General features: G+C 59.8%; 8 protein-coding genes. 2 read left to right on the plus strand and 6 right to left on the minus strand.

Features of this window, described 5'->3' with window-relative positions; translation table 11 throughout:
- Positions 1-27: 27 nt before the first annotated feature.
- The 4 genes from rpoB to pheS form a co-directional block, all read right to left on the minus strand.
- The gene (gene rpoB / locus G1C94_RS01385) at positions 28-3,588 is read right to left on the minus strand and encodes a DNA-directed RNA polymerase subunit beta (RefSeq protein ID WP_172143969.1); all 3,561 of its coding nucleotides are present in this window, start codon (positions 3,586-3,588) and stop codon (positions 28-30) included.
- Positions 3,589-3,802: 214 nt separating this feature from the next.
- Complete coding sequence (locus tag G1C94_RS01390) at positions 3,803-4,462, minus strand: DUF4190 domain-containing protein (protein WP_172143971.1); 660 nt, start codon at positions 4,460-4,462, stop codon at positions 3,803-3,805.
- Positions 4,463-4,481: 19 nt separating this feature from the next.
- On the minus strand, positions 4,482-7,091 hold the full coding sequence (pheT, locus tag G1C94_RS01395; protein ID WP_172143973.1) for a phenylalanine--tRNA ligase subunit beta: 2,610 nt from the start codon (positions 7,089-7,091) through the stop codon (positions 4,482-4,484).
- A gap of 6 nt (positions 7,092-7,097) precedes the next feature.
- A complete protein-coding gene (gene pheS, locus G1C94_RS01400) occupies positions 7,098-8,153 on the minus strand; it encodes a phenylalanine--tRNA ligase subunit alpha (protein WP_216656768.1) in 1,056 nt (351 codons plus the stop codon).
- Positions 8,154-8,577: 424 nt separating this feature from the next.
- On the opposite strand from pheS, the gene G1C94_RS01405 reads away from it, so the two are divergent.
- Together G1C94_RS01405 and brnA are read left to right on the plus strand one after the other, a co-directional pair.
- Positions 8,578-8,844 (plus strand): BrnT family toxin, encoded by a 267-nt coding sequence (locus G1C94_RS01405; protein WP_172143977.1) that lies wholly within the window; start codon positions 8,578-8,580, stop codon positions 8,842-8,844.
- Positions 8,828-9,106, plus strand: a complete 279-nt coding sequence (gene brnA / locus G1C94_RS01410; protein WP_172143979.1) for a type II toxin-antitoxin system BrnA family antitoxin — start codon at positions 8,828-8,830, stop codon at positions 9,104-9,106. Before G1C94_RS01405 ends, brnA begins: the two co-directional genes overlap by 17 nt.
- Here the strand turns inward: brnA and G1C94_RS01415 are convergent.
- On the minus strand, positions 9,092-9,961 hold the full coding sequence (locus G1C94_RS01415; protein WP_172143981.1) for a TrmH family RNA methyltransferase: 870 nt from the start codon (positions 9,959-9,961) through the stop codon (positions 9,092-9,094). The two genes, brnA and G1C94_RS01415, sit on opposite strands and share 15 nt — an antisense overlap.
- 223 nt (positions 9,962-10,184) lie before the next feature.
- Positions 10,185-14,459 (minus strand): BspA family leucine-rich repeat surface protein, encoded by a 4,275-nt coding sequence (locus tag G1C94_RS01420; RefSeq protein WP_172143983.1) that lies wholly within the window; start codon positions 14,457-14,459, stop codon positions 10,185-10,187.
- Positions 14,460-14,495: the final 36 nt, after the last annotated feature.

A 14,495-nucleotide genomic window follows, 5' to 3' on the forward strand; every position in this document is an offset into this window, starting at 1 on the left:
TATCTTCCGTTCGCTATTGTCGCGCTATCACTGGTATTCGGGTTCGCTGACGCTCTGGTCTTCCTTGGCGGCCGCGTCCGGGCGGGCGCCGATGTTGAAGCCGAGGTCGTCGGAAGCGCTGACGGGATCGTCCTCTTCGTCCTTCATGTCGATGGCCACGCCTTCGGCGTTGAGCACTTCGACGTTCAGGGACAGGGACTGCATTTCCTTCAACAGCACCTTGAAGGACTCGGGGATGCCTGCCGGCGGCAGGTTCTCGCCCTTGACGATGGCACCGTAGACGCGGACGCGGCCGTCGACGTCATCGGACTTGGTGGTCATCATCTCGTGCAGCGTGTAGGCGGCACCGTAGGCCTCAAGGGCCCACACCTCCATCTCGCCGAAGCGCTGGCCGCCGAACTGGGCCTTGCCGCCCAACGGCTGCTGGGTGATCATCGAGTACGGGCCGGTGGAACGCGCGTGGATCTTGTCGTCCACGAGGTGGTGAAGCTTGAGCATGTACATGTAGCCCACCGAAATCGGACGAGAGAACGGTTCGCCGGTGCGGCCGTCATACAGCGTGGCCTTGCCATCGGAGCCGACCAGACGGTCGCCGTCGCGGTTCGGCAGCGTGGTGGACAGCAGCCCCTTGATGACATCGGGCTTGACGCCATCGAACACCGGGGTGGCCACCGGGGTGCCCGGCTCGGCCTTCTCGGCACCCTGCGGCACAAGCTTCTTCCACTTGGCCTCCACATTCGGGTCGAGGGAAATGTCCCAGCCGGCGTGGGCGATCCAGCCGAGGTGCAGTTCCAGCACCTGGCCCAAGTTCATTCGCGAAGGCACGCCCAGCGGGTTCAACATGATGTCGACCGGGGTGCCGTCCGCTAGGAACGGCATGTCCTCTTCGGGCAGGATGCGCGAGATGCAGCCCTTGTTGCCGTGTCGACCGGAGAGCTTGTCGCCCACCGTGATCTTGCGGTGCTGGGCGATATACACGCGAATCATCTGGTTGACGCCGTTGGGCAGCTCGTCGCCGTCCTCCTCGGCATCCTCGCGGGTGATCTCCTTGATGCCGATAACGGTGCCGGTCTCGCCGTGGGGCACGCGCAGCGAGGTGTCGCGCACCTCGCGGCTCTTTTCGCCAAAGATGGCGCGCAGCAGGCGCTCTTCCGGCGTCAGCTCGGTTTCGCCCTTCGGGGTGACCTTGCCCACCAAGATGTCGCCGGCTTCGACCTCGGCACCGATGCGGATGATGCCGCGCTCGTCGAGGTTGGCCACCGCGTCCTCGCCGACGTTCGGCAGGTCGCGGGTGATCTCTTCGGCGCCCAGCTTGGTTTCGCGCGCGTCGATCTCGTATTCCTCGATGTGGATGGAGCTCAGGGTGTCGTCCTGCACAAGGCGCTGCGAGAGGATGACGGCGTCCTCGTAGTTGTAGCCGTTCCAAGGCATGAACGCGATAAGCAGGTTCTTGCCGAGGGCCAACTCGCCCTTTTCGATGGCCGGGCCGTCGGCCAAGACGCTGCCTGCCTCGACACGCTCGCCATCGTGGATGAGCGGACGCTGGTTGTAGCAGGTGGTCTGGTTGGAACGCTGGAACTTGGCCAGCTTGTAGGAGTTGGTGGTGCCGTCGTCGTTCATCACGCGGATCATGTCGGCGGACACGTAGGTGACCACGCCGTCCTTCTCGGCAATGATGACATCACCGGAATCGTTCGCGGCGCGCCATTCGGAACCGGTGCCCACTAGCGGGCGCTCGGATTCGATCAGCGGCACGGCCTGGCGCTGCATGTTGGTGCCCATCAGTGCGCGGTGGCCCTCGTCGTGCTCCAGGAACGGAATCAGCGAGGCACCCAGCGACGTCATCTGACGCGGGGAAACATCCATGTAGTCGACCTGGCTGACCGGCACATCGACGGCCTCTTCCTCACCCACGCGGGCAAGGGCTTCGGACTTGACGAAGTTGCCCTTGCTGTCAAGCTCCTGGTTGGCCTGGGCAATCACGTGGTCGAGATCCCTGTCGGCGGTCATGTATTCAACTTCGTCGGTCACATGGCCGTCCACTACCTTGCGGTACGGCGTCTCGATGAAGCCGAACGGATTCACGCGGCCAAAGGTGGCCAGAGAGCCGATCAGACCGATGTTCGGGCCTTCAGGGGACTCGATCGGGCACATGCGGCCGAAGTGGGACGGGTGCACGTCGCGCACTTCCATCGAGGCGCGGTCGCGCGACAGACCACCGGGGCCCAGCGCGGAGAGACGGCGCTTGTTCGTCACGCCCGACAGCGGGTTGTTCTGATCCATGAACTGGCTCAGCTGGGAAGTGCCGAAGAACTCCTTGATGGTGGCGTTCACCGGGCGGATGTTGATCAGGGACTGCGGGGTGATGGCCTCGGCGTCCTGGGTGGTCATGCGTTCGCGCACCACGCGCTCCATGCGGCTCAGGCCGGTGCGCAGCTGGTTCTGAATCAGCTCGCCGACCTGACGGATGCGGCGGTTGCCGAAGTGGTCGATATCGTCCACGTCCACGCGCAGATCGACCTCCTTGCCGTCGCGCATGCCCGAGAAAGTGGACTTGCCGTCGTGCAGGTTGACCAGATACTTGATTGTGGCCACAATGTCGTCGTGCGACAGCGAGCGATCGTTGATATCGGTTTCCAAGCCCAGCTTGCGGTCGATCTTGTAGCGACCCACGCGAGCCAAGTCGTAACGCTTGGTGTTGAAATAGAAGGAATCGAGCAGGTTCTTGCCGGCTTCGGGAGTGGGGGTATCGGCCGGACGGATCTTGCGGTACAGATCGACCAGCGCCTCGTCCTGAGTCTGGATGGTCTCCTTTTCAAGGGCGTCAAGCACCAGCGGATAGTCCTTGAACGCCTTGGCGATTTCGGACTTGGTCATGCCGATGGCCATGAGGAACACGATGGCGGACTGCTTGCGCTTGCGATCCACGCGCACCTGCGGCTGGTCCTTCTTGTCGATCTCGAATTCCAGCCAGGCACCGCGGCTCGGGATGATCTTCGCGCCGAAGACATCCTTATCGGAATTGCGATCCTGCTGGCGATCAAAGTAGACGCCCGGCGAACGCACCAGCTGCGAGACGATCACACGCTCGGTGCCGCCGATGATGAAGGTGCCGTGCGGGGTCTGCAGCGGGAAGTCGCCCATGAACACCGTCTGGGACTTGATTTCGCCGGTTTCGCCGTTCTCGAATTCGGCGTTGACATACAGCGGCGCGGAGTAGGTGTAATCCTTCTCCTTGCACTCCTGCACCGTGTGGCGCGGTTCCTCGAAGTACGGATCGGAGAAGGTCAGCGACATGGTCTGCGCGAAGTTCTCAATCGGGGAGATTTCGTTGAAGACCTCATCGAGGCCGGAGATATGCGGCGTGGTGATGGTGCCGTTCTTCTCGTCTTCTTCGACGCGCTGCTTCCAGCGGTCGGCGCCGATCAGCCAATCGAAGCTGTCGGTCTGCACGCCCAGCAGGTAGGGCACATCGATGGGTTCCTTGATGGAACCGAAGTTCACGCGATCCGACGCCTTGTGCAGCTCGATGTCGTGGCTGTCGGCGCGTGCGTTGGTCATGGTGGTGTTCGTCTTAGCCTCAGCCAATGGACGTTCCTTATCGCTCGCTTATGTACGTAACTGTTCCTGAAGGAAACGCCGGCATGGCCACCATATGCCTATGCGGGCGCTCTTCCTTGTAGCGGCATGCCCGCAATATGACACACCTCACGCAAAGTCAGCAGAGTACACCGCATAGCGGACTTTGCTTGCGAGCCACGTGGAATCGGCCACGAGTGTATCGAAGAATACCCCCTAGGCGTCAGGCGGAAAAGGTGCCGGAATTGCCGGAGGAACCGGAGCCGGAGCCATACATGGAACTGTACAGCTGAGAGTACAGGTCGAAGACGGAGATGCCGTTGACCCACATCCAGATTTGCAGGATGGTGGTGAGGATGTTGATGATGACGGCTGCGATGGCCAGGCCGCGCCCCTTCATATGGAAGGTTTTGGTGCGCCAAATCGCCAAGCCGCCAATCAACGCGGGGAGCAGGGGCAGTGAGAACGCCACCGAGCAGACGAAAGCGACAATCGCATAGGGATCCCAGCGGCCATACAGCGGGTTCTGGTTGGGGTCGTCCAGATTGATTGGCTGGAGCTGGCCCTGCTGCTGCCATGGGCCGTTGGGGTATGGGTTGTTTGGCTGGCCGTTCACGGGTTGGCCATTGACGGGCTGTCCATTAGGTATGGGCACCTGACCATTGAGCCCGGATTGCCCGTTGACTGCCGGCTGGGCATTCGGCGCATTCCATGCGGACTGCTGGGCGTTCGTGGCATCCGTCTCTTCGCCCTCCGACTTGCCGTACAGGTACGGGTCATAGCCGGGGTATTGGCCGGCCATGGCACCGTATTCGGGTTGCTTGAACTGGCCGTATTCGGGTTGCTGCTGCGGCGAGCCGTCACGTTGAGCGTCGTCCATCATTGCCTTTCCGCTACTTAGCTTATGCGCGCAACTGCGCACCCAAACGGCCAGCCGCCTCGACGATGCGGGCGCGAATCGCCTCGCTGTCGTCGGAACCTAAGGTCTTCGAAGGCGAACGGAACACCACCGCGAAGGCCAGCGACTTCTTGCCTTCGCCCACCTGCTCGCCGGTGAATACATCGAACAGTTCGATGGATTCCAAATCCTGGCCGGCCGCTTCGCGCACGACGCTCTCCAGCTGACCCGCGCTCACCGTGCTGTCCACCGTGAAGGCGAGATCCTGCTTGACGGGCGGGAACGTGGAGATCGGCTTGGCTTGCACCGGATTGCCGTCCAACGTGGCGAACAGGTCGGTCAGGTTCAGTTCGAATGCGGCGGAATGCGCGGGCAAGCCCAGCGCCTCGTTCACATGCGGATGGAACTCGCCCACCATGCCAACATGCTTGCCGGCCGCATCCACATAGGCGAAACGCCCGGGATGCCACTGCGCGGGCACCTGTGCGGCAGCAGGCTGGTTCAGCTCGATGGCGGCACCAAGCCGATCGGCGATGCGGTGCACCGCTTCGACGGCATCCGACCAATCGACCTCGCGCTTGCCGCCCATCCAACCGGAGTGTTCAGCCAAGCCGGTGAGAATGCCGGCCACATGCTCGGGCTGGTCGGGAAGGCCGGCGTCGAGCGCGGCGAGCTGCTCGTCCGTAGGCTTCACCCCGCCAGGCAAAGCCGGAATCGCGGGAGCAGCCGGATCCCACAGATAGACATGCCCCAGCTCGTACAGCGACACGTTCTCCAAGCCGCGACGAATATTGCGCTGCACAGTGGTGGCAAGCGTAAGCAACACCTCGCGGCGCAAGTAAGGCCGATCGCCATACAGAGGATTGGCGATCTCGACGCTCACGCGCTTGACGGCCTCGGGATCGTAGCCAAACGCCTTGTAATCCTCGTCACCGACGAAGGGATAGCTCAGCGCTTCCACCATGCCGTATTCGGCCAGTTCGTCGGCCACACGGCGGCGGCGCAACTGGTCGGCCGTCAAACCGACCTCGCCCTCGACCGGTGCGGGGGGCACGTGCACGGGAATCTCGTCGTAGCCCACCAAACGGGCGATCTCTTCGACCAAATCGCACGGCTCGTTCAAATCGGGGCGCCAAGAAGGCGCGGTGACGGAAAACTCGCCATTGCCGCCGCCAGCCACCATGCAACCAATGTCGGTGAGGATGTCGGAGATGGTGTTCACGTCAGTGTCGAGACCGGCCACGCGCGCCACCTCGCTCGCCTTGAAATGGATGGCCGGGCGGTGAGCCGTGCGGTTGACATCCGCAGGGGTTTCGCTGGGTTCGCCGTTGCCGTATTTCGCCATGAGTTCGGCGCACATTTCGGCGGCGGCGGGCTGCAGCTGGTTATCCACACCGCGCTCGAAGCGACGGGACGCTTCGGAGGGGATCTTGTGGCGGCGGGAGGAACGCGCAATCGACACCTGATCGAAATGCGCGGCCTCCAGCAGAATGTTCTTCGTTTCGGCGGTAACTTCGCCATACAGGCCGCCCATCACGCCAGCCAAGCCGAGGATGCGCGAGGAACGCTCGCCGTTCGGTGAATCGGTGATGAGCAGATCCTCTTCGCTTAACGCATGCTCCTTGCCGTCCAGCGTGGTGAGTTTTTCGCCTGCTTTGGCGCGACGCACCACAATCGGGCCTTCGAGCTTGTCCAAATCGTAGGCGTGCATGGGCTGGCCAAGGTCGAGCATCACGTAATTGGTGACATCCACAGCCAGGGAAATCGAACGCATGCCCGCGCGAATCAGACGGCGGCGCATCCAGCTGGGGGTGCGGGCGGACGGGTCGAAACTGCGCACGGCGCGCGCGTAATAACGGTCGCAACCGGGCACACCGTGAATCGGATTGTCGTCCTCGATGCACACCTCGATGTCGGTTGCGGCACCGGCACCCTCGGCAATCGCGGTCGGTGCTTTCTCGTTCAACGTTTCGGCCGGGTCGACGAACTGCGCGCCGGTGGAATGATGGTATTCGCGCGCCACGCCGCGATACGACAGCGTGTAGCCGCGATCCGGCGTGATGTTGATTTCCAGCAGCGGCTGATTGAGATGCAGCAGATGCATCGCGTCGTCGCCGGGCTTCAACGCCTCGTATTCCGCTTCGGTGAAACCATAGTGACGCAGCAGGATGATGCCGTTGTGGTCGTCGCCCAACCCCAGCTCGCGCTCGGAGGCGCACATGCCGTTGGAGATGTGGCCGTAGGTCTTGCGCGGCTCGATTTTGAAATCGCCGGGCAACACCGCGCCCGGAAGCGTGACGACCACTTTCTCGCCGGCGGCCATGTTCGGCGCGCCGCACACGATGCCGCGCGGCACCTTGTTGCCGTTCTCGTCGGTCTCGTTGTATTGCTCGCCCACGTCCACATGGCACCAGTTGATGGTTTTGCCGTTCTTCTGCGGCTCGGGCGTGGCGTCCACCACGTAGCCGACCACGATCGGGCCGGTGACCTGCGAGGTGTGGATCTCCTCCTCTTCCAGGCCGACCTTCACCAAATCCTTGGCAAGCTGTTCATACGTCAGACCCTCAGGCACCTCGACGTGATCCTTGAGCCAATCGATATCAACCATAGGCATTGGCAATCACTCCCCCATCACAAACTGTTCGGCGAAACGCACGTCACCTTCGACCAGGTCGTGCATATCGTTGATGTCACTGCGCAGCAGCAGCGTGCGTTCCATTCCCACACCGAACGCAAAACCGGTGTATTCCTCCGGGTCGAGGCCGGCGGACTTCAGGACATTCGGGTTCACCATGCCGCAACCGCCCCATTCGAGCCAGCCGGGGCCGCCCTTCTTGTCGGGGAACCACAGGTCGAGTTCGGCGCTCGGCTCGGTAAACGGGAAGTAGCTGGGGCGAAGGCGCGTCTTGGCCTCGGGGCCGAACATGGCAACGGCGAGCTTGTCGAGCACGCCCTTCAGATCGGCCATGGTGAGGTTCCTGTCGACGGCGAGCGCCTCGCACTGGTGGAACACCGGGGTGTGCGTGGCGTCGAGTTCGTCGGTGCGGAACACACGGCCGGGGCTGGCGATATACAGCGGCACGCCGCGTGTGAGCAGGGCGCGCACTTGGTCGGACGAGGTTTGCGTACGCACCACCATGTTGCTTCCGACGAAGCCGGCGGCGTCTTTGGCCTGGTTGCCCTTGACGTAGAAGGTATCTTGCATCTGGCGGGCCGGATGGTCGGGGCCGAAGTTCAGCGCGTCAAAGTTATACCATTCGCTTTCCACTTCGGGGCCGGTGGAAATCTGCCAGCCCATCGAGACGAAGAAGTCCTCGACATCTTCCATCAGCTTGGCCAGCGGGTGACGCGCGCCCAAGGGCTTGCGGTTGACGGGCAACGTCATGTCCACGGTTTCGGCGGCGAGCGCGGCGGCTTCTTCGGCGGCCTTGAGCTCATTTTCCTTGGGGCCGTAAGCGCGGCCGAAGTCGGCGCGCAGTTTGCCCATGAGCTTGCCGGCTTCCTTCTTCTGGTCGGCAGGCAGGGAGCCGATGGCCTTGCTGGCCTGGGTCATGGCCGAATCGCCGCCTGCGTATTGCGCCTTGATGGCTTTCAGTTCCTCCATGCTGGAGGCGTTTTGGATTTTGGCGATACCTTCGGCGACCGCATCGCTCACCGCTTGGGCGTCGAATACCATACCCTCTGCCACGACTTGCCTTTCGTTCTATTCCCTCGAAACAATAGCGTTTCCAAGCACTTTACCGAACAGCCATTCTTCCACGCCTACTCGACCGAGAACATTCAACGAATCATGGCTGACCGCGAGGCTGGGGCGTGTTGTCATCGATGACACCGCTCCGGGCCGCTTGGGCCAAGTCTTTACGTCATCAATGACAACACGCCCCAGCCTCGCTCGAAGATATGGCGAGAGCTAATCATCCATGTCCCACTAATTGTGAAGATTCCCGGGGGCTTCGACCACATTCCCCCTACAGCTTGCGTTGGCACACCCCGCACCCATACCGTATGAACAGCCAAAGGCAACGTCGTCTTGGCACCCATACCAATCTACACAAAACAGGTATTCAATAAATACACATTAGGTATAAGAAAGGAGTATAATGGAGTTTGAATATGACCCATACAAGAGTTTGTCCAACCTTGCCAAGCATGGCATTGACTTCGATGAGGCCCAACGGCTCTGGGATTCACCAACGCTGTGGTTCGACACGAAGCCCGGCACCGACGACCATCGCAGCTTGGTGCTCGGTGTCATCGACGGCAAGCATTGGACAGCTATCGTCACACTTCGGGGCGGGCGTACACGCATCATCTCGGTACGTCGGTCACGAACAACAGAGGAGGCAACATATGAACGCAACAGTTAAGGCAACAGATATCGATCAGGCTTTTGACAATGGCGAGGATGTGAGCGAATACTTCGACATGGAACACCCCGTGCGCATGGAGGCCGTGCGCACACGCAAAGTGAACCTCACACTGCCGGAGTGGCTGATCGAACGCCTCGACTCCGAGGCAAAGACACTGGCGGTCAGCCGCAATGCAGTGGTCAATGTCTGGCTCGCCGATCGCGCGCGAGACGAGGACCGCCAACGCAACACGGAGCTTGTGAACTCAGGAAGCAACTGAACTTGCCATGGTCAGGCTCATGAGGAGGATGGCGGCGGAGGTGGCGAGGTTCAGGGATTCGGCTTTGCCGTAGAGGGGGATGGAGATGATGCGCTGGCACTGGGCGAGCACGTCGGCGCTCAGGCCGCGGGCCTCGTTGCCGAAGAGCATTGCATAACTGTTGCCGTCTGATGTCGGATTGGCGCGCAGCCGAGCGAGCACGTCCGGCAGGCTTTCCGGTTTGCGCGTTTCAGTGCCATACACGTCGGCGGCCCATACGCCAAGGCCCCGCTCCCCCATCATGGCGAAGAACTCATCGGTGCCCACCGTCAGCACGGGCAGATGGAACAATGAGCCGGCGGTGGAGCGAATCACCTTGGGATTGAACATGTCGACGCAATCGTCGACGAACACCACCGCGTCGCAACCGGCGGCGTCGGCGGCACGAATCACCGTGCCGGCGTTGCCCGGGTCGCGCACCTGCCAGAACGCGGCGATACGCGAGCCTTGCGTGAGCGCGAGCCTTGTTTGAACGGCACGCATGGCATCGAGCTCCCCCACGGCAAGAATGCCTTGGGCATCGGTGCTGATGTGATCCATCACTTCGCGCGTGGCACGATGCACATACACATTATCGGCCTGCAACGCCTCTTGGATAATTCGTTCCAATACATCGGAGGCACCCGCTTGCCCGTCCGAAGCAACATAGATATCCGACACCGCATCGGCGCGATACCGCACGGCCTCGCGCACCGACTGTGGTCCCTCGATCAGGAATCGACCGGCTTTGCGCCGGCCTTTGGCGCGGGTGAGGTCTGCCAACCGACGCACACGGTCGGACTTAGCATTATCAAGCAATTGGGCGTTCATGGGCATGCCCCCAGCATACTAAACGAGTAACCTCCCGCTGGCGGGAGGCGTCACGGCACAGCCATGACTGAGGACGGTCCCTCCAAGCACGTGTTTGGCGGGACCGCCCTCAGTCAGCCTAAGGCTGACAGCCCCCGACGTCTTATGCGACGCTCGCGACGCTACCGCGCCCGGTTGGTTGCTATGGACGGCACACTGTGCTGTCCATAGCAACCGGAACCCAAGGCGGTTACGGGCGGCTGACGCCCAGGGCGTCAGCCGGGGCGTTGGCGGTGTCCTTGCTCACGGCCGCGGTGCCACCAGCCACATAGGCCTTGCTCACCTTGCCCTTGAAACCGGCCGAGTACGACACAGCCGAATTATCCCCGCCAGACACCAGCAAGACCGGCGCCTTGTTACGACCCGCCAACGGGCCGGAGACCAACGCATCCGGGTAATCGTCGCCACGCGCATACACCACGCCATCCATGCCCAAGCCGTTCTTCTGAGTCCACTTGGCGATATTCACACTCGTCTCATACCGCGTCTGACCAGCCAAACGGGTAACTCCCGGCAGACCGGAGACGTACTTGGCGGGCACAGCCTGCACACCACCAACCACAACCACACGCTTAAACTTGCTCAGCGCAGTGCGCTGCTTGGCAGTCAAACCGGTAGCCGGGTCGCACAGGAACACCGGAGCCTTACCCGCATACGCATACGAACTCACACTCAACGCATCCGCATAGCCGGCACCAGTCGCCACAATCGCCGTCGAACCCCACGACTTGCCACCCTGCTCATAAAGCAAATACGACGTGTCATAACGCGTCTGACCACCCAAACGAGTCACACTCGACGCATACGACCTCAACTGCGAAGCCACATTCGCAGACACCGCACTCGCACCACCCGCAATAATGATCCGCGACGGCCTCAACCGCTTGAGCTGCGCGGCAGTCTGCGAAGACAAACCATTCGGATCAGTCAACACAATCGGAGCATCCAACACACCAGACAAACCAGAAGCAGACAACGCATCCGGATAATTCGCACCACTGGCCACAATCACCGTCTTCGCAGTGCCCGTGTACGCCTGGGAAACGATCCTGCTCATCGTGTCATACCGCGTATCGCCAGACAAACGAACCATCCGACCCTGCGACTGCGACTGCGAGCGTGTCCACTGCGCATACAAAGTCACCGTGCCATTGGCCGTCGCAGTCAAATTCTTTACCGACTGCTTATCCTTATACGCCGTACCCTTGCCATCAGCCCTCGTATTCCAACCAGCAAACGTGTAACCCGAGCGCTTGAACGCGTTCGCGGTCAGGTTCTGCGCCACGTTGTACGTAAACTGCTGGTTGGCCATCGAACCGGTGCCGCCGTTCGCATTGAACTTCACCGTATACTTCGTATTCGTGTTCGTGTCCGCATTCGCCTTCCACTGCGCAAACAAGGTCACCGTGCCATTGGCCGTCGCCGTCAGGTTCTTCACCGACTGCTTATCCTTATACGCCGTACCCTTGCCATCAGCCTTCGTGTTCCAACCAGCAAACGTGTAACCCGTGCGCTTAAACGCATTCGCCCTCAGATTCTGAGCCGCATCGTACGTGAACCGCTGATTTGCCATCGAACCGGAGCCACTGTTCGCATTGAACTTCACCGTATACGAATTCGCAGTCCACTGGGCATACAAAGTCACCGTGCCATTGGCCGTCGCCGTCAGGTTCTTCACCGACTGCTTATCCTTATAAGCCGTACCCTTACCATCAGCCTTCGTATTCCAACCAGCAAACGAATAGCCCGTGCGCTTAAACGCATTCGCCCTCAGATTCTGAGCCGCATCGTACGTGAACCGCTGATCCGCCATCGAACCGGAGCCACTGTTCGCATTGAACTTCACCGTATACGAATTCGCAGTCCACTGCGCATACAGGGTCACCGTGCCATTGGCCGTAGCGGTCAGGTTCTTCACCGACTGCTTATCCTTATAAGCCGTACCCTTGCCATCAGCCCTCGTGTTCCAACCAGCAAACGTATAACCCGTACGCTTGAACGCGTTCGCGGTCAGGTTCTGCGCCACGTTGTACGTGAACTGCTGGTTGGCCATCGAACCGGTGCCACCGTTCGCATTGAACTTCACCGTGTACTTCGTGTTCGTGCCCGCATTCGCCTTCCACTGCGCATACAGGGTCACCGTATCATTGGCCTTCGCGGTCAGGTTCTTCACCGACTCCTTGTCCTTATACGCAGTGCCCTTGCCGTCCGCCTTTGTATTCCAACCAGTGAACGAATAGCCCGTGCGTGTGAGCGTGTTCGCGCTCAGATTCTGAGCCGCATCATACGTGAACGACTGATCGCCCATCGTGCCAGAGCCACCGTTCGATCTGAACGACACCTTGTACGCAATCGGCGCATAATCCGTAACATACGTGGCCGCCGTACTCGAGGGAACCGCGGACGGAGCATACGCCGCACCACCCGTGGATGTGTCTTTCCACTTGCCCGTCGCCGTGTAACCGGTCTTCGCCGGCGCATACGGAGCCTTAAGACCGCAATCGGCACCAGACTGCTCGAAATTCGCGCCCAACTTCAACTCCTGAAGCTTGTAAAGCCTTGCAAGCATGTTAGCGCTGTTCGTCACCAGCCCCGTGTTGAACTTCGACAAATCCAACGATGTCAACGACGAACAACCAGCGAACATCTGGCCCATGTTCGTCACGCTCGACGTGTCAAAATTCGACAGATTCAACGACTTCAACGACGAACAAGCAGCGAACATGGCCTCCATGTCTGTTACCTTCAACGTGTCGAACTTCGGTATATCCAACGATTCCAACGACGAACAAGTAGTGAACATCTGACGCATATTCGTCACGCTAGACGTAACAAAACTCGACAGATTCAACGACTTCAACGACGAACAACCGCCAAACATGGTATCCATGTCCGTCACCTTTGACGTATCGAAACTCGACGACAACGTCAACGACGACAACGACGAACAATCAGCGAACATCTGACGCATATTCGTCACGCTCGACGTAACAAAATTCGACAGATTCAACGACTTCAACGACGAACAATCAGCGAACATGGTATCCATGTCCGTCACCTTTGACGTATCGAAACTCGACACATCCAACGACGGCAACTTCGAACAACCAGAAAACATGCAGACCATGCTCGTCACGCTCGACGTATCAAAACTCGACGGCAACGTCAACGACGACAACGACGAACAATCAGCAAACATGTAGCGCATATCCGTCACCTTCGACGTCTTGAAACTCGATACATCCAACGACGGCAACTTCAAACAGTTATAGAACATGCAATACATGCTCTCCACGCTTGACGTGACAAAACTCGACGGCAACGTCAACGACGACAACGACGAACAGTCACCAAACATGTAAGACATATTCGTCACGCTCGACGTATCAAAACTCGACGGCAACGTCAACGACGACAACGACGAACAGTCACCAAACATGTAAGACATATTCATCACCTTCGACGTCTTGAAACTCGACACATCCAACAACACCAACTTCGAACAGCCACCGAACATGTAAGACATGTCCGTCACGTTCGACGTATCGAAATTCGACGACAACGTCAACGACGACAACGACGAACAACCAGCGAACATGTAAGACATATTCGTCACGTTCGACGTCTTGAAACTCGACGCATCCAACGACACCAACTTCAAACAGCCAGTGAACATGTAAGACATGTCCGTCACGTTCGACGTGTCAAAATTCGATGGCAACGTCAACGACGGCAACTTGGAGCAGTTATAGAACATGCAGTACATGCTCTTCACGCTCGACGTAACGAAATTCGACGACAACGTCAACGATTCCAACGACGAGCACTCATAGAACATGGCGGACATGTCCGTCACGTTGGACGTGTCAATCTGATCGAGGCCGACGAAGCCGGTAAGCCCGCTGAAACCTTTGAACAGACTGGACGAATTGCCTGGGAACTTGGGATATACGCCGTTCGCGCCATACACCACATCCCACATGCCATCGGTGGTTTTGGTCGCGCAAGCATACACGGAATCATCCGCCGTGCCGGAATCGCCGACGCCAGTGCTGCCACTGTTGCCCGCGCCAGCGTTCCAACAGGTCTTTTCGCTGGACTCAGAGGGTTTGGTTTTCTCGAACTTGATGGTGCGAACCTTGGTCTTGTCGATATCGGCACCGACGATAACGCCAGTGAGCTGTCTGGAGCCAGCAGCATTGCTCGTAATGGCATTGAGCAACATGCCCGACCCCGTCCCGGTTTGAACCGGATCAGCCGCCTCGACTTGAGTCGGCTCAACCACCTCAACTTGAGCCGGCTCGGCAATCTCGGCAAAATCAGCCGTCTCGGCCGTCTCGGCTTGGGCAGGCATGACCCCCGTGGGGCACAATACGGCCATCATGGCCACCGTCAAGAGGAACGCCAACGTCCTCGCCAATATGCCACGACATACAGTCGATGCCTTGGAAGATACACGCTTCATCGTCATCCAACTCCTTCGCACAATCTCACTCGTTTC

The sequence above is a fragment of the Bifidobacterium panos genome (assembly GCF_012932445.1).
Lineage (GTDB): Bacteria > Actinomycetota > Actinomycetes > Actinomycetales > Bifidobacteriaceae > Bifidobacterium > Bifidobacterium panos.

What these genes read in the sequence shown, in the direction of transcription:
- G1C94_RS01390 (WP_172143971.1), bottom strand. Translation starts at nt 4,462, where the DNA reads ATGATGGACGACGCTCAACGTGACGGCTCGCCGCAGCAGCAACCCGAA.
- pheT (WP_172143973.1), bottom strand. Translation starts at nt 7,091, where the DNA reads ATGCCTATGGTTGATATCGATTGGCTCAAGGATCACGTCGAGGTGCCT.
- pheS (WP_216656768.1), bottom strand. Translation starts at nt 8,153, where the DNA reads ATGGTATTCGACGCCCAAGCGGTGAGCGATGCGGTCGCCGAAGGTATC.
- G1C94_RS01405 (WP_172143977.1), top strand. Translation starts at nt 8,578, where the DNA reads ATGGAGTTTGAATATGACCCATACAAGAGTTTGTCCAACCTTGCCAAG.
- brnA (WP_172143979.1), top strand. Translation starts at nt 8,828, where the DNA reads ATGAACGCAACAGTTAAGGCAACAGATATCGATCAGGCTTTTGACAAT.
- G1C94_RS01415 (WP_172143981.1), bottom strand. Translation starts at nt 9,961, where the DNA reads ATGCCCATGAACGCCCAATTGCTTGATAATGCTAAGTCCGACCGTGTG.
- G1C94_RS01420 (WP_172143983.1), bottom strand. Translation starts at nt 14,459, where the DNA reads ATGAAGCGTGTATCTTCCAAGGCATCGACTGTATGTCGTGGCATATTG.